General features: G+C 50.2%; 24 protein-coding genes. 16 read left to right on the top strand and 8 right to left on the bottom strand.

Annotation, left to right across the window (positions count from 1 at the left end; translation table 11 throughout):
• Positions 1-91 precede the first annotated feature (91 nt).
• The 4 genes from D9T21_RS05135 to D9T21_RS05120 are packed head-to-tail and all read right to left on the bottom strand — an operon-like array spanning position 92 to position 3,711.
• On the bottom strand, positions 92-322 hold the full coding sequence (locus D9T21_RS05135; protein ID WP_123324023.1) for a YheU family protein: 231 nt from the start codon (positions 320-322) through the stop codon (positions 92-94).
• A complete protein-coding gene (locus tag D9T21_RS05130; RefSeq protein WP_123324022.1) occupies positions 319-1,344 on the bottom strand; it encodes a hydrolase in 1,026 nt (341 codons plus the stop codon). Before D9T21_RS05130 ends, D9T21_RS05135 begins: the two co-directional genes overlap by 4 nt.
• Complete coding sequence (locus D9T21_RS05125; RefSeq protein ID WP_164464581.1) at positions 1,341-1,814, bottom strand: TIGR02444 family protein; 474 nt, start codon at positions 1,812-1,814, stop codon at positions 1,341-1,343. Before D9T21_RS05125 ends, D9T21_RS05130 begins: the two co-directional genes overlap by 4 nt.
• The gene (locus D9T21_RS05120; RefSeq protein WP_123324020.1) at positions 1,798-3,711 is read right to left on the bottom strand and encodes an ATP-binding cassette domain-containing protein; all 1,914 of its coding nucleotides are present in this window, start codon (positions 3,709-3,711) and stop codon (positions 1,798-1,800) included. Before D9T21_RS05120 ends, D9T21_RS05125 begins: the two co-directional genes overlap by 17 nt.
• Positions 3,712-3,830: 119 nt before the next feature.
• Here D9T21_RS05120 and D9T21_RS05115 point away from each other — a divergent pair, with 119 nt between their 5' ends.
• From D9T21_RS05115 to D9T21_RS05095, 5 genes are all read left to right on the top strand, one after another.
• Complete coding sequence (locus tag D9T21_RS05115; RefSeq protein ID WP_123324019.1) at positions 3,831-4,034, top strand: YheV family putative zinc ribbon protein; 204 nt, start codon at positions 3,831-3,833, stop codon at positions 4,032-4,034.
• A gap of 27 nt (positions 4,035-4,061) precedes the next feature.
• Positions 4,062-4,586, top strand: coding sequence for a YgjV family protein (locus D9T21_RS05110; protein WP_206427235.1), 525 nt, complete (start codon positions 4,062-4,064; stop codon positions 4,584-4,586).
• 98 nt (positions 4,587-4,684) lie between these two features.
• On the top strand, positions 4,685-5,314 hold the full coding sequence (locus tag D9T21_RS05105) for an OB-fold-containig protein (protein WP_123324017.1): 630 nt from the start codon (positions 4,685-4,687) through the stop codon (positions 5,312-5,314).
• A gap of 24 nt (positions 5,315-5,338) precedes the next feature.
• On the top strand, positions 5,339-7,111 hold the full coding sequence (locus tag D9T21_RS05100) for a flotillin family protein (protein WP_123324016.1): 1,773 nt from the start codon (positions 5,339-5,341) through the stop codon (positions 7,109-7,111).
• 63 nt (positions 7,112-7,174) lie between these two features.
• A complete protein-coding gene (locus D9T21_RS05095; RefSeq protein WP_123324015.1) occupies positions 7,175-7,687 on the top strand; it encodes a DUF1294 domain-containing protein in 513 nt (170 codons plus the stop codon).
• A gap of 18 nt (positions 7,688-7,705) precedes the next feature.
• Here D9T21_RS05095 and D9T21_RS23215 read toward each other — a convergent pair whose 3' ends face one another.
• Together D9T21_RS23215 and D9T21_RS05090 are read right to left on the bottom strand one after the other, a co-directional pair.
• Positions 7,706-7,906, bottom strand: a complete 201-nt coding sequence (locus D9T21_RS23215) for a Tn3 family transposase (protein WP_338134010.1) — start codon at positions 7,904-7,906, stop codon at positions 7,706-7,708.
• A gap of 82 nt (positions 7,907-7,988) precedes the next feature.
• Positions 7,989-10,508: a Tn3 family transposase gene (locus tag D9T21_RS05090; protein WP_206427234.1), complete on the bottom strand. Its 2,520-nt coding sequence runs from the start codon at positions 10,506-10,508 to the stop codon at positions 7,989-7,991.
• A gap of 180 nt (positions 10,509-10,688) precedes the next feature.
• On the opposite strand from D9T21_RS05090, the gene D9T21_RS05085 reads away from it, so the two are divergent.
• The 6 genes from D9T21_RS05085 to D9T21_RS05055 all read left to right on the top strand — a co-directional run bounded on the left by D9T21_RS05085 (position 10,689) and on the right by D9T21_RS05055 (position 15,521).
• Positions 10,689-11,927, top strand: a complete 1,239-nt coding sequence (locus tag D9T21_RS05085) for an ATP-binding protein (protein WP_123324014.1) — start codon at positions 10,689-10,691, stop codon at positions 11,925-11,927.
• Complete coding sequence (gene merR / locus D9T21_RS05080; protein ID WP_123324013.1) at positions 11,924-12,328, top strand: Hg(II)-responsive transcriptional regulator; 405 nt, start codon at positions 11,924-11,926, stop codon at positions 12,326-12,328. Before D9T21_RS05085 ends, merR begins: the two co-directional genes overlap by 4 nt.
• Before the next feature lie 76 nt (positions 12,329-12,404).
• Positions 12,405-12,764, top strand: coding sequence for a mercuric transporter MerT family protein (locus D9T21_RS05075; RefSeq protein ID WP_015485718.1), 360 nt, complete (start codon positions 12,405-12,407; stop codon positions 12,762-12,764).
• A gap of 17 nt (positions 12,765-12,781) precedes the next feature.
• The gene (merP, locus tag D9T21_RS05070) at positions 12,782-13,069 is read left to right on the top strand and encodes a mercury resistance system periplasmic binding protein MerP (RefSeq protein ID WP_050660120.1); all 288 of its coding nucleotides are present in this window, start codon (positions 12,782-12,784) and stop codon (positions 13,067-13,069) included.
• Entirely contained in the window at positions 13,066-13,302 is a 237-nt protein-coding gene (locus D9T21_RS22925) for a GDCCVxC domain-containing (seleno)protein (RefSeq protein ID WP_427616048.1), read from the top strand. The genes merP and D9T21_RS22925 overlap by 4 nt, the downstream gene beginning before the upstream one ends.
• A gap of 230 nt (positions 13,303-13,532) precedes the next feature.
• Positions 13,533-15,521 (top strand): cytochrome c/FTR1 family iron permease, encoded by a 1,989-nt coding sequence (locus D9T21_RS05055; RefSeq protein WP_105935173.1) that lies wholly within the window; start codon positions 13,533-13,535, stop codon positions 15,519-15,521.
• Here the strand turns inward: D9T21_RS05055 and cadR are convergent.
• Entirely contained in the window at positions 15,499-15,906 is a 408-nt protein-coding gene (cadR, locus tag D9T21_RS05050) for a Cd(II)/Pb(II)-responsive transcriptional regulator (RefSeq protein WP_105935174.1), read from the bottom strand. The two genes, D9T21_RS05055 and cadR, sit on opposite strands and share 23 nt — an antisense overlap.
• A gap of 77 nt (positions 15,907-15,983) precedes the next feature.
• Here cadR and D9T21_RS05045 point away from each other — a divergent pair, with 77 nt between their 5' ends.
• From D9T21_RS05045 to D9T21_RS05025, 5 genes are all read left to right on the top strand, one after another.
• A complete protein-coding gene (locus D9T21_RS05045) occupies positions 15,984-16,883 on the top strand; it encodes a cation efflux transmembrane domain-containing protein (RefSeq protein WP_105935175.1) in 900 nt (299 codons plus the stop codon).
• Between the two features lie 81 nt (positions 16,884-16,964).
• Positions 16,965-17,537: a Spy/CpxP family protein refolding chaperone gene (locus tag D9T21_RS05040; RefSeq protein WP_105935176.1), complete on the top strand. Its 573-nt coding sequence runs from the start codon at positions 16,965-16,967 to the stop codon at positions 17,535-17,537.
• Positions 17,538-17,547: 10 nt separating this feature from the next.
• A complete protein-coding gene (locus D9T21_RS05035; protein ID WP_105935177.1) occupies positions 17,548-17,829 on the top strand; it encodes an SHOCT domain-containing protein in 282 nt (93 codons plus the stop codon).
• A gap of 210 nt (positions 17,830-18,039) precedes the next feature.
• Positions 18,040-18,396: a hypothetical protein gene (locus D9T21_RS05030; protein WP_037431561.1), complete on the top strand. Its 357-nt coding sequence runs from the start codon at positions 18,040-18,042 to the stop codon at positions 18,394-18,396.
• Positions 18,397-18,479: 83 nt separating this feature from the next.
• Positions 18,480-19,265, top strand: a complete 786-nt coding sequence (locus tag D9T21_RS05025) for a TolC family protein (RefSeq protein ID WP_241155628.1) — start codon at positions 18,480-18,482, stop codon at positions 19,263-19,265.
• On the opposite strand, the gene D9T21_RS05020 is transcribed toward D9T21_RS05025, so the two are convergent.
• On the bottom strand, positions 19,179-20,231 hold the full coding sequence (locus D9T21_RS05020) for an ISAs1 family transposase (RefSeq protein ID WP_105933364.1): 1,053 nt from the start codon (positions 20,229-20,231) through the stop codon (positions 19,179-19,181). The two genes, D9T21_RS05025 and D9T21_RS05020, sit on opposite strands and share 87 nt — an antisense overlap.
• Positions 20,232-20,234 lie beyond the last annotated feature (3 nt).

The following is a 20,234-nucleotide window of genomic DNA, read 5'->3' as shown; positions in this document are numbered from 1 at the left end:
ATCCCAGCATGCGCGCTGTTGAAAGATTGGTCAACACTCAGAAATACTTTGAAAAGATTTTATGCCTTTACAGCCCGTTAGCGCTCAAGGCCTATTCTTCACCGGCTGGTTGGTAGCTGTCGGCGGGGCGGATATCTACAGTCTCATGCAGCTCAGAATACACTAGAATTGCCTCGCCGCTTTTGAGTTTGACAATGACTTGCTCAACCTTATCAGCAAACGCCGCCTCAATTTCGCCGTAATCGGTGCCTTCACGCAGCACAAACTCCCGTGCAATATTATTTAGCGTATCCGGTGTAAGTTCATCGATAGGGATAATCATGCAGACTCCGTAGTTGTGGGTAAATAATCGCTAACAAAACGCAGCACTCGTTGATGCAGCCACACCTCTGGCTTCGTTGGTGTGCCCTGCATAAAACCCACGTGGCCGCCGGTTTCACTGAGTTCAACGGTTACGTTATGCGCCAGTTCCTGCTCCCGCGGGATCACCAGATGATTCATAAAGGGGTCGTCCAGCGCATGCAGAATAAGCGTAGGGCAATGAATGGCTTTTAAAAAATAATAGGCGCTGCACTTCTCGTAGTAATCTTTGGCATCGGCATAACCATGCAGCGGAGCGGTGACCAGATTATCAAATTGCCAGAACGTTTGTATGCCTTCAACATCGGCTTCGCTGATTTGCAAAATATCGCGGTAATCAATGCGCTGCATTTTCTTGAGCAGGTTGTTCTTCATGCTGCCAAGCAGGTACTTCTGATACACCTTAGAAAAGCCCTGATTTACGCTGGTAGCACACTCATCGAGTTTTAACGGTGCCGACACTGCTACCGCGGCTTTTAACCCCAGGCTGTCCGGGTGTTCACCGAGCAGTTTAAGCAGCATATTACCACCCAGGGAAAAGCCAATAGCGGCTTTAGGTGTATCAGGGTAGCGTTGCTGCAAAAGATTGATTACCCAAGCCGGATCGCCGGTTTCACCGGAGTGATAAGCCCTGGGCGTTAAGTTGGCTTCGCCACTGCAACCACGAAAATGCATCATCACCACCTGCCAGCCACCCTGGCTGAGGGTGGCCATCATATCGTTGGCGTAATGGGAGTGCATGGAGCCTTCCAGGCCGTGGAACATCACCACCATCCCGGTTAATAGGTGCGGCGCGGGCCCCCAGGCCAAATCCAGAAAATCACCGTCGTCGAGCTTAATGCGCTCCATGGTGTATGTCAGTGGTAAGCGGCGCTGAATAAAGCGCGGCCAGATGGTTTGAATATGCCGGTTACGTGCCCAACGCGGTGCGTTAAAGCTGCTCTTAACAATACTTCCGTGTGATTGATTGGTCCGTATGGTCATGCTTGTAATACTGTTTTGATTAAATCCTGAGTTTCTGAATTATTTGGCAAACCTAACCAGTTAAGCAAGCAAATCAAGGGGTCAGAGTCGTTGAACATCCCATTCAACGACTCTGACCCCTTGATTTTTTGGTAGGTGGCGACCAGCTCTGCTTGCTGCGCTGCTTCCAACTCTAGTTCCTGCTGCTTAAGCGCCTCGTAGTCACTGCTGCCCTTCGCCGCACGCCGCCTGCTACGGTGTTGCCGTATGGCCGGATCGCTTGTAGCTACCGCCTCATCCAGGGCTTTACGCAATGCCCGGGTTACCGGTTGGTTTACCGTATAACACCAATGATAAAACAGCAGTAGGTTAATGTTTACCTGATAGTTATCCTGTAATGCCAGGCAGGCATCCGCCACACCAAGCTGCGCGTAATGCTGCAAGCTGTGTTGCCAGAACAGTTCAGGCGTTAGCTCAGGCGCTGATGTCATAGGCGTCTTTGGCCGCTTCCAGTTGTTCCTGCGCATCCAGCCATTGCATCTCCTCATCCTCTATTTGAGATTTTAGAGTTGCCTGCTGATCTAAGAACTTCATTAACTCGGGCTTATTATCGGCTTCGTAGAGTTCACTGCGACCCAGCTCCTCCTCCACTTTGGCCAGCGAGGCGTTGAGCTTTTCCATTGCTTTTTCAGACTGTTGAATTTGCTTACGCAGGTGCGCGGTAGACTGACGAAACTCAGCTTCGCGGCGTTTTTCGGCTTTGCGATCCACCTTCGGTTTGTCTTCCACCGGTTCAGCATTGGCCGCTTTATCGACATTTTGCTGGGCGAGGATCCAGTCACGATAATCATCCAGGTCGCCACTAAAGGGGGCGACTTCGCCGCTGTCGACCAGGTAAAACTCCTCGCACACTGCAGTTAATAAAAAGCGGTCGTGCGATACCAGCACCATGGCTCCTTCAAAGGCCTGTAAGGCCATATTCAGCGCATGACGCATTTCTAAGTCGAGGTGGTTAGTCGGTTCATCGAGCAGCAACAAGTTAGGCTTTTGATACACAATCAGCGCTAACACTAAGCGGGCTTTCTCGCCGCCGGACATGGGCGCTACCGGGCCGGTGGCCTCATCGCCATGAAAACCAAAGCCGCCAAGGAAGTCGCGGTGCTGTTGCTCGGTAGCTTTACTGTCCAGACGCTGCAAATGCAGTAAAGCGGAAGCCTGGGGATCCAGATACTCCAGCTGATGCTGGGCGAAATACCCCACGTTCAACCCTTTTGCCGTGGTGAATACGCCGGTTTTCGGCTCGTGTACCCCGGCCAGTAATTTAATCAGCGTAGATTTTCCCTGGCCGTTACGGCCCAGTAAGCCAATGCGACTGCCCGGCACCAGATTGAGCTTTACCTGCTCCAGCACGATATGTTCGCCGTAACCCAGCATGACCTTTTCCATCTGAATGAGCGGGTTAGGCAATGCCGTGGGTGCTTTAAATTCAAAACTAAACTGGCTGGCGTGATGGGCTGGCAGCAGCGTTTCCATCCGCTCTAACTGCTTGATGCGGCTTTGCGCCTGCTTGGCTTTACTCGCCTTGGCTTTGAAGCGGGTAATAAAGGATTCTAAATGAGCGATTTTGTCCTGCTGCTTGCGGAATTCGATGTCCTGTAAGCGCAGTCGTTCTGCGCGCTGAGTTTCATAGCTCGAGTAGTTACCGGTGTAGGCAATCAACTGTTGCTGCTCAACACTGATAATCTGCGCCACGGTGTTATCAATAAACGCTTTATCGTGGGAAATCAGTAACAAGGTACCCTGATAACGCTGCAACCAGCGCTCCAGCCAGATAACCGCGTCTAAATCCAAGTGGTTGGTGGGTTCATCGAGCAGCAATAGGTCAGACGGGCACAGCAGCGCCTGAGCCAGGTTTAAACGCATTCGCCAGCCACCGGAAAAATCGGTAACCGGTGCGGTGAGCTGGCTTTGGGCAAAGCCTAAACCGGCGAGGATGGTGGCGGCTCTGGCTTCCACGTCGTAGGCACCGGCCTGAGCGAGTAAATCGTGATACTTGCCTATCTCTTCGCCATGATGCGCCGCTTCTGCTTCACTGAGTTTTTGCTGCAGGCCGCGTAAATAGTTATCGCCGTCAATCACATAATCAATGGCACTACGCTCCACCGCAGGCGTTTCCTGCGCCACGCTCACAATGCGCCAGTCAGCAGGTACCGCACAATCACCAGCATCCACGCTGAGTTCGCCACGTAACAAAGCAAACAGGCTCGACTTACCGCAGCCATTACTGCCTATAAGGGCAACTTTATGGCCGGGAAAAACCTGTGCCGATGCGCCATCGAGCAGTACTTTACTGCCGCGCAACAAGGTGACGTCGGATAACTGGATCATAAAACTGCGAATACCTGTGATAACATAGTCTGGCTGTGTAGTTTACCAGAACCGCTGCAAGCGATCTGCATTTGCGCGCAGTGCGTAAATAACCTTAATTAGTCACAACGGTTTACCCCATGAGTCAACGCCAACGAAAACGCTTTATTGCCGGTGCCACTTGCCCGAAATGCAAGGCCACCGACACCATTATGTTATTTTTCGAAAACAACATCGAAAAACTCACCTGTGTGGAGTGCGGCTATGCCGAATCGCAACCCCAGGAAAAGGTAAAAACCGCCAGCAAAAACGCCAACGTTATTGGCGTGTTTAAACCTGAATAGTCACCAACCATAAGCAACTCATTTATTTTGCTACCCGAATTTAATATCGCCCAGGCGTTTGGCATGCTGAGCTTTGTGCTCGGCATTTTGTGTTTCTATCAGAAAGACGACCAGCGCCTGCGTATAATGATGGTGGTGATGAACTTAAATCACGCTCTGCATTTTGCGTTGCTTGGTGCCACTACTGCCTGTTTGAGCGCGTTGTTGTCGGTGGTCAGAACGGGTTTATCCATAAAAACCCGCTCGCGCGTTATTGCTTATTTCTTTATTGCCATTACATTAGCGCTGGGTATTTATCTGGCCGATGTGTGGTACGACTTGTTTCCTATTCTGGGCACGTGCATAGGGACTTATGCGCTGTATTGTCTGTCAGGCATTAAAATGCGCCTGGCGTTTTTATGCGGCGCTCTTTGCTGGCTCACCAACAATATTATTGTTGGCTCCATCGGCGGTACGTTGCTGGAAACGACGCTGCTAATGGTAAATAGTTATACAATCTGGCGGTTGTATGTGTTGAGAAAGCTTAAACCATATGGCAATGACGTATCCTGAACGTTAGGCCTGAACTACCTATTAAGTGCTTTACCCTCTGGCTATTTTAGGATTACACTAATTCTCTTACTTTTGGATTCACCATCAGGGACGGTGGCATGTTGTCATTCTTATTAGATGATGCCAATTTCTGGTTTAGCTGTGCGCTGGGCATTGTTATAGCGCTTTTCATTCTGGAAATGGCAGGGATGTTTTTTGGGGTTAGTCTGCTAGGGCTAGTCGACGATCAGGCGGCACTGGATGCCGACACTGATACTTCTTCAGGTTTTACCGAGTTTGGTAGCTGGCTGGCGCTCGACAGACTGCCGCTGCTGGTTTGGCTGGTATTACTGCTTACCACTTTTGGCTCTGCCGGTCTGACATTTAACTTTCTTTCTCTCACGCTGCTGGACACCTATTTTGCCCGTTGGCTAATAACGCTTCTGGCTGTTATAGCAGGCCTGTTTTTTACGGCCCGGTTCGGTACCTTTATTGCCCGCCTGCTCCCCAAACAGGAATCATCAGCCACCACAGCCGATGAACTGATTGGCACGGTAGGCCACATCACTGTAGGCGTTGCCCGTCAGAACAGTCCGGCGGAAGGTAAATTTATTGATGCCCATGGCCAGCCTCATTATCTGCTGGTAGAGCCTCTCGAGCCTGATGAGCAATTCAGCCAGGGCGAAAAAATATTATTAATACAAAAGCGGGATTACCGCTGGTTAGCAAGTCGTTATTCCGACCTTTAACCCTTTACGATAGAAGTAGTCATTATGGAAAATTCAGGATTAGGTAACTTACCTTTCATGCTGATAATGATCGGCGCAGCAGTCATCGGCCTGCTCGTTATTGGTTTTATCTTTGCCCGTTTATATACCCGGGCGACCAAAGAAACCGCCTTTGTACGTACCGGCCTTGGCGGCGAAAAAGTCATCAAGGATGGCGGCGCGCTGGTACTGCCAGTGGTTCACGAGGTGATCCCGGTTAATATGAATACCCTGCGCATTGAGGTAGAAAAAACCTCCAAGGATGCGCTGATCACCAAAGACCGTATGCGAGTGGATGTGAAAGCCGACTTTTACCTGCGAGTAGCACCTAATGCAGCCGGCATCTCCATGGCAGCGCAAACCTTGGGCACGCGAACCACCCGTGCCGAAGAAGTGAAAAAGCTCATGGAATCCAAGTTCGTCGACGTACTTCGTGCGGTGGCGGCCGAGATGACCATGACCGAAATGCATGAACAACGCGCCGACTTTGTGCAAAAAGTGCAGCAAAGTGTGGCTAACGATCTTGAAAAGAACGGCCTTGAGCTGGAGTCCGTCAGCTTAACCGGCTTCGATCAGACCGATCTGCAATTCTTTAATGAAAACAACGCGTTCGATGCCGAAGGTCGTGCCCGCTTAGCCAAAATCATCGAAGAAAAACGCAAAGAAACCAACGATATTCAACAGGAAAACCGCATCCAGATTGAACAGCGTAACCTGGAAGCAGAAAAACTGTCGTTAAACATCAAGCGTGATGAAGAAGAAGCCCGCATTCAGCAGGAACAGTCACTGGCCTTTAAACGGCAGGAACAAAAAGCCGAGATTGCCAAGCAACGCGAACAAAAAGAGCAGGAAGAACGCCAGGCTGAAATTGCTAAAGAAAAAGCCATTTCTGCATCGGAAATCGAAAAAGCGCAAACCATTGAAGCCCGCGAGATAGAAAAGCGTAAAGCTATCGACGAAGCACGCATTCTGCAACTGCAGCAAATTGAAGTTGCCGAGCAGAATAAACAAATTGCTATTGCCAATAAGTCTGAAGAAGAATCCGCTGCCCGCGCCAAAGCGGCTGAAGCCGAAAAGCTCAAGGTTGAAAAAGAAGAAGCGGTTATTACTACCCGCCAGGTGGCCGAAGCTAATCGACGCATGGAAATTGAAGTTATCGACGCCCGTAAAGAAGCAGAGCGTGAAGCGGTGAACATTACCGTAGAAGCCGAAGCGAAGCGTGAAGCGGCGATCAATACGTCAGAAGCGATCCTTACCGAAGCCCGGGCCAGCGCTGATGCCAAGAAACTGCAGGCAGAAGCTGACGAGAAAGTGTTTGCCGTGGAAGCAGCCGGTAAGAAAGCCATGTACGAAGCCGAAAACACCCTTAAAGACGAGCAAATTGATCTGCAACGCTCACTGGCCATCCTTAAGATCCTGCCAGACATTATTGCCAATGCGGTTAAACCACTGGAAAACATCGACGGCATTAAAATCTTACAAGGCTATGGCAACAGTCTTGGTGGTGCTGGCGGCAGTGGTGAGAGCGGTGGCGCAGGCCTGGCGGATCAGGTTACCAGCGCGGCACTTAACTACCGCGCCAATGCGCCGTTAGTTGACTCTTTACTGCGTGAAGTGGGATTAGTGGATGCTGAAGATGGCACACTGGAAGATCTGATCCAGGGCAGTGCTGTAATTGATGGCGACCTGGTGACTACCAAAGCGAAAAAGCCGCAATCCGGGCCTGCTAAATCAGCTCAAGGTGAAACGCCGGCAGAAGATGACAAGCCCAACAGCTAATCCTTTTTACCTGCCTTGCTACCGCGCCCCAGGCGCCGGTAGCAGCTTGTCTGGCCTGAACCCATGAAGCTACAGGGCAAGCTGCTCAACTGGGACGATAACCGGGGCTTCGGCTTTGTTGAGCCCAAAGGTGGCGGCCAGCGTGCCTTTGTTCACATTAAGGCGTTTAGTTTTTATTCCCGCCGCCCTCAGAGCGGCGATATGATCCAGTACCAAACCAGTCAGGACCGCAAAGGTAAACTTCGGGCCATTGAGGTTAACCTGGTCAACGACCATCCAACGGGCAATAAGCCTCCGCCGAAGAAAACACCGAAACCACCATCCCGACCATCTAAAAGGCGGGTTCCGCTGCTGCTACCCTTTTTCGCCTTGCTTGGTGGCCTTATCTGGTTTCAACGCATTCCCATTGAAGTGCTTTACGTTTATGGCGTTGCCAGCCTGATTGCATTTGTCATGTATGCCATAGACAAATCCGCAGCGCGCGCTAACCGCTGGCGTACTCCGGAAAGCCATTTAGGACCAGCGGGGGCATTTGAACGAAAACCTACGGTTTTGACTCCCAGGCCCTCCGCGTAACCGTAGGTTTCCGAATAATCACCCCTTCCCCTCATCTTCAATAAAGTACGTACCATTGGGCAACACATGCTTATAGGGCAATAACGAGATATGGGATAAGGTCTTGTCGTCGATATCCTCCCCCTGCTGCCGGAGCTGCTCAACCACGTCATTTATCTTGATCGTGTTCCAGTACAGAATGGCATTGGATACAAAGCTGAGGCTGCTGGCCTTGTTCATGATTTCCTCATAGTCCCCAGTGGTGAATTCACCCTGGTCCGCAAAGAATATCCAGCGCGGCAGTTTGTGCCGGTATTCCCCTTTATTCAGTTGCCGCTGGACGGTTTGGCGCAGTTTTTTGTTTCAGAGAAATGACCACCCGCATCATGTATTCCCATTGCTCCTCAATAATCGCCAAATCAGCTGTTTTCGTGAGTAAATGGTTGAGGTCACCGTAATCGACGGATTTGTCGATACGGTATAGCTGCTGATCCTTCAGATCCCGAATGCGTGGCATAAAGTAGAAGCCGAGCAAATGACAGAGGGCGAAGACGATTTCAGTGTACCCATGCGTATCGGTGGTGTGCTCTCGGATTTTCAGAATTGTGTTGTTTTCCAGCAGACCGTCCAGAACATACAGGGCTTCACGAGGGCTACAGGAAATGATCTTGGTGCTGAACACGGAATATTGATCGGATACGTGGGTGTAGATCCCGATGGCTTTTTCATAGTAGCCGTAATAGCGGGGATAGTATGAAGCCAACAGGCTGTCGGCGCGGATTTTAAAGCGTTGCGCATCTGAAGAGGACAATGTACCGGAGCCATACACCGCACTCAACGGCAGCTCATGGTGTTGATTCACAATTTCAGCACTGGCGTTGATCAGGGTTTCTTCGCGAATATAGTATTGCAGGATATGCCTTAGCATATCGACAGTAACGCCATTGACGCTGTTACTCATGGACACGACGCCCAGGTTTGTGGCTTGTGAAATAATGGCAGCCATCAGGCTTTTGTAAAAGTTTTTGGGCCGTGACTGGTGATGTTGGATAGGGACAAAGTGACGACTGTAATGCGTCATTTGATCCACCTCCATCAGCAATTGCTCGATGCGTATGCTGGGCATATGCGCATCGATCACCTTTTGCAGTTGGTTGACTTTATCCGGTACGTCCAGCTTGTCGTCACGCTTGAGTTTCAGCCGGCCATTGTGTATCTCGGCGAAATTATCCAGTCCAAAACGCTTTTGCGCTGCTGACACCGCTTCGTGGAACTGGGTTGAAATGGCGGAACGCACTTCGTGTTGCAAAGGCTGCTGTAGCTCGGTATAGACGGTGTGTTTGGTTTCATCCCAGTTGGGCTCGTTCAAGGTCAGATCCCAGAACGACACATGCTGTTTGCTCTGTGGTAAATACAAATCGCCGGAACGCAACGCATCTTTCATCGCGAGAGCAAGGCCCATTTCCCAAACATTGCGATTGATGTTGCCGGCTTGATCTTTAAGGCTGCGACGCAGCTCGCGGGGAATGAACGCAGTCGGTGTATTCTCCGGCAGTTTTTTCAGATCGCCGTCATCCAACTGCCGGACGAACTGGATGGCTTTTATCAGTGGCCCAGAACCTTTCGCCACTTCAAACGGTAACCGTATAAAGTCGGAAAAATACTTTCGTAAACTGGGGTAACGGGTCAGCAACAAATCGCAGTAGCCGCATTCTTCCAGGCGTTTAAAAATGTGCAGGTCGTCAATGGAGGCTAGCAAGTGTTTCTCGTCAATACGCTGCCATAAGTCATTCTTGTACAACGGCTGTTCATCCGGCCATTCCAGCAAAACATGCGTGGTATCGAGCACGGCGTCGATAGCTTTCTTCTGGCGTTTGCGGAATTCCTTGTGCTTTTTGTCGTGACTGTTTCTGGTTTGTCGGCACAGTTCCGTCATGTACTGATCGTGCATTTTGACCAGGTTATCCAGCAGAATCTTGCGGGATTCTAACAGGAAGCACACCATCAGGGCATAGCGCTTGTGGTCTTTGAAGCGTTTCATGTCCTTGGCGCTGTAGCGCTTGGTCAGTCGATACAGGTAGTGAAGAAAAGCGGTATCAATGACCTTTTCCTCGAATTCATTAACGCCGGTGGCCACCAGATTGTCATAGCGCTCCAAATAGCGTTTCAGTGATGAGATTTTGGCGGCCGGTGGATACTCTTTGAGTTGGTTGAAGTAGGTTCGCTGATTACCGTCTGTGGTTTGCAACAGAACGTCGATGGCACCGCGCAGTTCAGGGGACATCTGATCAAACACCTGCTCAAAAAGCTGAGTGTGAACCTGGTTACAAATACGGATGATCTGCCGTTCGATGGTCGAGGGCCCGGGTAATACAATACGGTTCAGCAGCAGGTAGCGCTCTGCCCGGTGAAAAAGTTCATCCGGCAGCAGCCCCTGGCGAGCATATTCTTCAATCCAGCGGTCCAGATCCGCTTCCGCTTTGTCATCAAACCGCTGAAAGCCCAGATACTTGAGGATGTTGTTCCGATGCTCCAATAGTGTCGCTTCCCGCTCGGGCACGTCCACGGTTAGCGTGGGCGGGAGGTCGAGTTGACTGCTCAGGTAGCTGATTACCCGGGGGGATAGATCATGGAGTTGGTTAAGAAACCGGCCATAGAGACGCATGGCGCACAGTTGGATAGCAAATCCCAGACGGTATTGCTTACGGTACTTGTTGACCACCTGGCAATCGCGTCGGCTCAGCGTCCAATCGCGAACCATTTCTTCGTCGGAAAATCGTTGTGGCAGCATTAACGGCTGGTTTCGCTGCTGGTTGGTTAAGAACTGCTCTTTGGCTGTCATGAGTTCTCACTTGGGCTCAGTCACGCCAACTATTCCTATAGCGTTGTTTTTATTGATTTTTTACATTCGTGAGTCGCTATTGTCGTATCTAACAATCAGACGGCATTGTAATCACGAATAGACGATAATAAAATAACGAATAGACGAATTTCAACCATCAATTAGCCGAGCGCTTATTTTATGTACCCACGTTATTCTGAAATCAATGTCAAAGAAGCGCTGAGCGACACCCCGGTGGTCTTTGTGATGGGGCCGCGCCAAGTCGGTAAAACCACTCTGGTGAAGGCGCTGATTGGTGAGATGGGCGCTGAAAACTGGGAATACATTACCCTGGACGATCAGGCCCAATTCGAAATTGCACAAGCTGATCCCGTCGGGTTCATCCGTAATCTGCCACCGAAACGAATTGCGCTCGATGAGGTTCAGCGCCTGCCTGAACTGTTCGTCTCCATCAAGCAGGCTGTGGATGAACAACGCACGGCAGGTCGCTTTCTCCTGACGGGTTCTGCCAATGCCTTGTTATTGCCCCGGCTATCGGATTCCCTGGCCGGCCGGATGGAGTCGGTTCGCCTGACAACGCTTTCCGAATGTGAGATCCATGGACGACCCCCCAGCTTTTTAAGCAAACTACTGAACCAGGAAGCGCCTTCGGCTCAGGACATTCGTGTGCGGGATCATCTACTGCAACGGTTGATTACGGGGTGTTTCCCCGAGCCTCTGCAACGTGCCAATGAGCGGGGAAGCACCGCTTGGTATCAACAGTACGTCAGTACATTGATCCAGCGGGATATCCGCGATCTGACCCATATCGATCACCCCGATCTGATGGCCAAGTTACTCAAACTCACCTCCTTTTATGCGGGGAAACTGGTTAACCTGACCGAACTGGGCGCTAAACTTGGGCTGGATCGACTGACCATCAAAAAATACATGGCGTTGTTGGAGCAGTTGTTTTTGGTGGAACAGCTGCCGGCCTGGCATTCCAACGAATATAAGCGCCTGGTGAAAACACCCAAACTGCACTCGGTCGATACCGGCATGATGTGCGCCGTGCGGGGCCTCAATCGGGAGGGCCTGCTGAAACAGCCAGGTGATTTTGGGTTGGTGCTGGAATCCTTCGTCTACAACGAATTGCGCAAACAGGCGGTGTGGATCGAGGAGCCCTTGAACTTCTACCACTACCGTGACAAGGACAAGGTGGAGGTCGATGTGATCATTGAAAACGCCATGGGCGATTGTTTTGCCATTGAAGTCAAAGCGGCGGCAACCTTGAGCACGAAAGATTTTACCGGCTTGAAACGCTTTCAAAGTGTGGCCGGCAAGCGCTTTAAAATCGGTGTCCTGCTCTACGATGGCGATCATACGACGGCTTTTGGTGACAATCTCTTTGCTGTCCCGCTGGGAGCGCTCTGGTCATGAACGAAAACCACACCATTGGCCAGCTGGCCAAGACAGCAGGTGTCAACGTCGAAACCATCCGCTACTACGAACGCCGTGGTTTGATCCGTCAACCACCCAAACCCGCAGAGGGATACCGTACCTACCCAAACGCAACCTTGGCTCGGATTTTATTCATCAAACGCGCCCAGAAACTGGGTTTTACGCTGGAGGAGATCAACAACCTGCTGTCATTGGGCGAGTCGCATTGCTCGGAAGTCCAGGAGCTGGCCGAAGCAAAGCTGGCCAGCGTGCGTGAAAAAATTAACGATCTACACCGCCTGCAACAGGTGTTGGAAGAGCTCGTCACACAGTGCCGGACCAATCCTGACAATGCGGCATGTCCTATTGTTGAATCCCTCCAACCTGCTCCTCGTCAATAAAAGGCATTGGACTTGACTCCGTACCTTGGTACGGGACTTACACTGATTTCACTAGGTCAATAAAGTGGAGTCGGCGATGGCAGGAAAAGAGTCATTCACCAACACAAGGCTACCTATCATCGGTGGCATTACCGCTGCCACCGTCGCCAGCCTGTGTTGTGTTGGGCCTTTTGTGCTCCTGTCACTGGGTATCAGCGGGGCCTGGATCGGTAACCTGACTGTATTGGAGCCCTACCGTCCCGTATTCATCATGCTTGTTATGTTGTTGCTCGGTTGGGCTGGCTGGCAGGTTTATCGACCGGTCGATACCTGTGAACCGGGAACCGTCTGCGCTGTGCCGCAAACTCGGAAACGGCGGCAAATGGTTTTCTGGATCGCTGCAATCGTGGCGCTGGTGCTCGTCACCAGCACCTACTGGATTCCTCTGTTCGCATGAACACTCTGGAGCTAACCATGCAGAAAATCATTCTCGGTCTCGTATTCACCATCGCCAGCTTCTCGGCCTGGGCCAAGCCACAAACCATCACGCTGGATCTGCCAACCATGAACTGTGCCATGTGCCCGATCACGGTCAAAAAGGCACTCACCAAGGTCCAAGGCGTAACAAAAGCCGAGGTCAGTTATGAGCATAAGCAAGCCGTAGTAACCTTTGAGGATTCCCTGACCAACGCTGACAGATTGGTCGAAGCGACCACCCATGCCGGTTATCCATCGACCATCGTGAAAACGGAAACACCATGATGCCAGAGGTGATTTTGCAGTCAGTGCTGACTTGTCCCGAATGCGGCCATAAAAAAACAGAATCCATGCCCACCGACGCGTGTCAGTGGTTCTACGAGTGTGAGCAGTGCCATGTTTTATTGAAGCCGAAGCTCGGTGACTGCTGTGTCTACTGTTCCTATGGCTCGGTACCATGCCCGCCGATACAGTTGTCACAGGGCAATAAAGACACAGGAACCTGTTGCGGCGGTTAAGTGGACCTCGCAAATCTGCATGTCACTCACCCGGTTAAGTCGATGATTTTCCAGTATCAATCCACCTTCAATGATCTCTGTAAGATTAAGGAGCGAGCCTTGGGAAGGCCTCTCTATCAAAACGGTTTCCAACCGACTGTAATTTTTACTTCTCTTGACTCTATAGCGGCTATAGAGTTTACAATTGCGATCAATAATCATTAGCGATTCATGAATAAGAGAACACCGAGATGTTTGATTGCAGATTGCAACGCCTGAAACGAGCCACCCTTCATGCCATCATATTTCTGATGCTGCCACTTTCTCTATCTGCCGGGGCGAATGAAGCTGAGATCCCAGACAACGTTACTCAACTCCGGCAACTGGCACAGCTCGCTGAATACATAGGCGTTGATTATGCCGAAGCGGTGAAAAACGGTCAGGTAATTAATGACAATGAATATCAGGAGATGGTGGAGTTTTCACAACTGATTGTTAGCAAGAGCTCGCTGGCCGCCACTGCTGATGCAGAGTCACTCGCAGTGCAAGCAATGGCATTGCAGAGGGCCATCCATGATAAGAAAGGTGTTGATGAGATCCGTCAAATGAGTGCCAGCCTACGCGGCACATTGTTGGGATTGATGCCACATTTATCCCTGCCGGAACGGATATTACCTCAAGAAAAAATCCGGCCGGTATTTGAGACTAACTGCGGATCTTGCCATGGAGTATCTGGTCAAGGTGACGGAGTGCTGGCAGCACAACTCGATCCCGCACCCACGGACTTTACCGATAAAGAGCGGGCATTAAATCGATCAATTTTGGGTTTATACGACGCCATTACCAATGGCATTGACGACACCGCCATGCCATCTTTTCAACAACTAACGGAGCAAGAGCGTTGGTCAATGGCATTCTATGTCGGTGGACTCGCTTTTCAATCCAGCGAACCTACTCACAATGATTTGAATATTACCAAACTGCAGCTGATTAATCACAACCCACTGCAACTGGCAGCAGCACGCCCTGATATAACCCTACAAGCTTTGGAGAGTTTACGCGCTAACCCCTCGGCATTATTCAAGGCATCCCAAGATCCCTTGGCAATCACATGGAATCGACTTCAAGCCGCCCAAAAAGCGCATCAGAAGGGAGATTTTTCAACCGCAAGTGAACTCGCCGTCAGTGCTTATCTGGACGGTTTTGAACTGATTGAAAACAGCCTCGATGCGCATGACAAAGCACTGCGCCAATCCATCGAGTCCAACATGATGGCACTACGACAATTGACCAGCCGCCCCGACGTAAACGGAGAATTGGGTGCGCTAATGGCGGAGACGCGGCATTTGTTGGATGACGCACAACGTTTGTTATCAGAGTCCACCTTGTCCGAAGGAACTTTATTCACTGCTAGTCTGGTCATATTGTTGCGCGAAGGCCTGGAGGCATTGCTGGTTATCATTGCCTTAACGACGGTTTTGATAAGAACCGGGCGTCGGGATGCGCTTAAATATGTCCACATAGGCTGGATTGCGGCATTACTTGCCGGTGGTGCCACCTGGATCGCCGCTCAATCGTTGATCACGATCAGTGGTGCCAATCGTGAAATCATGGAGGGAATTGCCGCTTTATTGGCCGCGTTGGTACTGCTCTATGTTGGGATCTGGATGCATAGCAAAACCCAGGCTGCACAATGGCAAGCCTACATTCAGCAACATGTCGATACCCAACTTAAGTCTGGCACCTTGTGGGGGCTGGTGGCGTTGGCATTTGTGGCGGTTTACCGGGAGGTGTTTGAAACCGTATTATTTTATCAATCGCTGTTAACGCAGGCGGTATCAACCCAATATTCTTCTGTTGGTGGTGGCTTTGCGCTCGGTTTGTTGCTGTTAGCCATATTGGCGTGGGTGTTGATTCGCTTTTCCGTCAAGCTGCCGATCGCCAAATTCTTTTCAGCCACCACCTACTTGCTGCTAGCGCTGGCATTTGTCCTGATGGGCAAAGCTGTGTCGGCATTACAGGAGGCGGCCATCATCGGTATGACGCCATTACCTGTGAGTTTTGAGATTGACTGGATTGGCGTCAAATCCACCTGGCAAGGCGTGCTTGCGCAACTTTCGGTACTTCTGGTTTACCTGGTATTTTTAATACTATCCAAATCAAAACGCGCAACATCACCGCCGATAACACAGGCGTCCGATTTCAAGCGCGTAAGTGTTACCGCTTCTGATGCTGATTAGTGGTTAACGTTTGCAAGATGCCGCACTGTTCGATCGTCCTTCCACTGGAGCAGCTGCGGCGAAGTACTTTCAAATGCTCGCGCAGCTGAACCAGCTCCTGAATGCGCGTTTCCACTTGTTGAATGTGCGTATCCATCATGCGATTGACTTGATCACATTGCGCACCCGGTGAGCGTTTTAATGTGAGTAGCTGGCGGATCTCGGACAAACTGAGATCCAGGTTACGGCAGAGCTTGATAAATAGCAGCTGTTCGACAGCAGCTTCATCGTAAAGTCGAAAATTGCCGTCACTACGCTGTGTCGTGCACAGCAACTGTTCTTTTTCATAGTAACGGATAGTTTGCACCGAGCAATCCGTCTTTTTTGCCAGCTCGCCAATCTTCATTTATTCAATCTCTGTGCTTGACTCTATAGTAACTATAGAGTTTAAACTGCCCACCTTGGATAGAACAAGGGTTTTTTATGACGACCACATGCGGTGGCAATTGCCAAAATAACGCGACGGAGAACACTCCCCAAATTGCCGAAGTACACGACGCTTCTCATGGCGGCTTTGTTAGTGAGTATCATGTCCCCAAGATGGACTGTCCTTCAGAGGAAGGCATGATCCGTATGGCGTTGGACAGTGTGCATCCTAAAGTCACATTGGAATTCGATACCCCCAAGCGCAAGGTGAGTGTCTACCATGGTGATAACGCTGACCTTATTAAAAAAAGAATGCAATCAGTCGGTCTGGGCGCGAGACTTGTCAGTACAATGCCCGTCGCCAGCGAGTCCATCGCCCGTGCGCAGGCGTCTGCAAAACAGGAGGCAGAAAGAGAAGCTGGCATTCTCAAGTGGCTACTGGCAATCAATGGCATCATGTTTGTCATTGAAATTACTGTCGGCTGGTGGGCCCAATCCACTGGTTTGATTGCGGACTCCCTGGATATGTTCGCTGATGCCGCCGTCTACGGCGTGGCGCTGTATGCCGTAGGGCACAGTGTGCGGATGAAGTTGCGTGCAGCCCATTTTTCCGGTTGGCTTCAGATCATTCTCGCCTTGGGCGCTTTGGGCGAGGTGGTAAGGCGATTAGTATTGGGTAGTGAACCGGTTTCCACTTTGATGATGAGCTTCGGGCTTGTTGCCTTGGCGGCCAATGTGACCTGTCTGCTGTTGATTGCCAAAAGCCGGGATAGCGGCGCCCATATGAAAGCCAGCTGGATTTTCTCCGCCAATGACGTGATTGCCAATCTAGGGGTGATCCTTGCCAGTGGATTGGTGGCCTGGACGGGCTCACGTTATCCAGACTTGGTGATTGGCCTTATCATCGGTTTGATTGTGTTGAATGGTGCGCGCCGTATCTTGCAGCTCAAGTCCTGAGCCGAGCACAATATGAACAACAAGCAATGGTCTTTTTTTGATAACTCGCCAATAAAATTTATTTAAAAAGTGGAGTAAAAGATGAAAACTAACAAATTGACAACAGCAGCCTTAACCCTCGGTCTTACTTTTGGAGCCGCCTCATTAGCACTGGCACATGGCAATATGCAGGGCAACATGATGCAAGGTTGCAGGGGGATGAATGGCAACATGATGGGTGGCAACATGATGGGTGGCAACATGATGGGTGGCAACATGATGGGTGGCAACATGATGGGCGGCAACATGATGGGCGGCAACATGATGATGGGAATGTTCTTCCAGCTGGATCTAAGCACTAAGCAACAGCAAGAGATCCAGGCTATTATGACCCAAGCAATGGCGGGCAGGCAAGTGATGATGGCCAATATGCCAGCATATATGGCGGAATGTCAGGCATTAACCACGGCACCCACCTTTGATGAAGCTAAAGCCAGAGCAATGCTCGCAAAGCGCCAAGGGGTGATGAGCGAAAATATGCTTACTATGTTAAAAGCCCGTCACCAGGCCTATCAGCTATTAACACCGGCACAACAGGAGCAATACTTGATATTGATGCAACAAATGTCTGCCAATATGCAAAATATGATGGGTAGCCAATCACAACATTATTAAGGTGAATAATATGAACGCTATGCACTCTTCCGGCTATTGGGGCAATGGTTGGTGTGATTTTGGGCTTTTTTTTCCGGGACCGTTTGGCATGATATTTTCGTTATTACTATGGACTGTCATCATATTAGCCTTGGTTAAATTAGTTCAGTTGTTACTGAAAAATAAATCCCAACAAATCAACAGTAATAAACCAGTTAACAGCCTTGAGCTTTTAAAGGAGCGTTACGCCAGAGGCGATATTGACGAAGAAACATATCAAAAAATAAAACAAGAGTTGCTCTCACGCTCTTAAACCAAAACGTTCTCTCATTGCTCTGGCGGTGAGGGAATTCATATCAAGGAGATAATTGTGGGAAACAACCTGGGAAATCCTCGACCTGGCTCGCTTTGATAAGCGGATAACAGGTAAACGAAAGGCGCTGGGACAATCGGGGATTGAATCCGTAATCAAGGGTGGACTGCTTCGCAGTTTATTCCATTTCATTGGGGTTATGTTCGGTTTATGAGTCGAAAAGCACTGTCTTATCTGCTGTTACTCTTGATTGCACTGCAATCAGTGACAGCTATGGCTGACGTGCATCCCATTAATTATTCGGATACAGCCCCTTATTCCTCTGATTTCATCGATGGCTCATCATCGGGAGTACTGGATAGCTCGACCGCTACTGATCCCACTGATCAGAATATGTCCACTGACTGCCTGTTTCATTGCCATCACCATGGCTGCCATTGCCATGTCTATTTATCCGGTAACCTGACTCACCCCAACTTTTTGCATAAACATTCGTTGCATAACGACTCTCAAGCCCTCATTCCCGAGGCCCCATCCTCGTCGCTGTACCGCCCTCCAATCGCCTGATTTTACCGATTATGTTTTTTCTGTGTTGCCGTTATCGTTGCAACGCGCGGTTTGAATTATCTTAAATAAGTAGGATCTACCATATGCTATCAATACGTACTGCGCCGGGTTCTGGCGCTTTGGGGCGGAGGAATATCAAAAGCCGATGTATTCTGTTCAGTTTATTATTTTTCATTTCTTCGTCGGGGCTTAGCGCCGAGCCTGGGGACTCAACGATCACGCTGACCAATGCGGTGCAGCGCTCCCTGTCACAAAACCCGTCTTTGAAAGTTTTTCCCTACCGCTACGCAGCCCTTCAAGGGCAGGCCGAAACAGCCGGGTTAAGACCGGCGTATGAGCTGGGATTTGACGCTGAAAATGTCGGGGGCACTGGGGACTTCAGCGGCGCAGGTGGTGCTGAACTCACCATTGCGCTGTCTTCGGTCATCGAAATGGGGGATAAGCGCGCGGCACGGCAAGGCGTAATCTCCCACAGTCGGTCGGTGCTCAATGCCAGCCGACAGGTGGAATCCTTGGCCTTATTGGGCGAAGTCACCCGCCGTTACGTCGATGTGCTAGCGGCACAGGAGCAGGTCACCCTGGCTGGCGAGGCCGCCCAGTTGGCGAGCGAGAGCTTACGCATTGTGAAAAAGCGGGCTACGGCGGGAGCGACACCCGAGGCGGAAGTCAAACGGGCACAGGCCGCTGCCGAGCAAGCGAAGCTCGCTTTGCTTTCGGAGCAGCAACGGCTTGCTTATTTGAAAGTGTCGTTGTCTGCCCTGTGGCAGGGCAACCGCATACTTTTACCCAAAAATAAGCTCTGCTCTGAATTCATCGGCCCAGCCAGCCATTTTGAGTTTGCTTCTCATGCTGGCTTTCTTGGGGTGTAAACGAGCCATATTCAAACAAAACCGCCTAATCACTCCGACATTTTCCGCTCCGTCCTCTTTGCGTATTCGGCTATCATCTTCTTTGAACGTCACGTCTAACACCCAGTGGACTTTATTTTCGACTTCCCAGTGTGCTCGGATAGCCTGGTTGACCGCAACGGGGTCAATATCCAGTGAACTGATGTAATATTGCGTTTCAGTGCTCACCTCTTTGTCTTTAAGGTGGCGCTCTCGCTCTATTTTGATAACACTGCGTATACCTTTCCAGTGCTGTGCTTCACTTATCCACTCACTGACTCTTAGTTGCTGGCACCGGCGTACTTCAATTCGTCCATGGCCAGAATCAGTCTGTTCATTACAGGCAATCCAAGCGGGATTATCCCTCTCTACCTTATGGAAATAGGCGGCAATTTCATCGCGTAGTTGTTTGTGGTTGTTTTTGATGCAGAGCACATAATCTGCGTTCTCCGAGCTGATTTTCTCGACTATCTTTTTCTGAGAGTTCATGGCATCTGCACTGATAAGAGCGCCTTTAATATTAAGCGTGTCGAGTAGGTCCAATACCGAAGCATTCTCATTTTTCTTGCCCGATGACTTCAGTTGCGCAAGCACTAAACCTGCATCTTTGCTCCAGGCGGTAATGCTATGTAATGCCGTTTGCTTATCGCCATCGTAGGAATGACGAAGTGTCTTACCGTCGATGGCAATTTGAGGCTTACCCGTTTCAACACGCACTTCATTCACCCAATTCATAAAGGCTTTATTTAATTGTTCAGGGCATATTACTCGAACAATTCGGGCAATGGTATCGTCAACAGGAATGCCGTTTTCAAAGGGACGGTATTGGCGCAACCAATCAAGTTTATCTCGACCAAACACTTCTATATCGCTCCAACCCTCTGCTCCAGAAAGGACTGCACTCACAGTCAGAAATATCACATCAATAAAGTCATGTTGAACATTAATTTG

This window comes from Marisediminitalea oceani (genome assembly GCF_003731635.1).
GTDB classification, from domain to species: domain Bacteria; phylum Pseudomonadota; class Gammaproteobacteria; order Enterobacterales; family Alteromonadaceae; genus Alteromonas; species Alteromonas oceani.
This window is presented reverse-complemented; position numbering and strand designations above follow the sequence as displayed.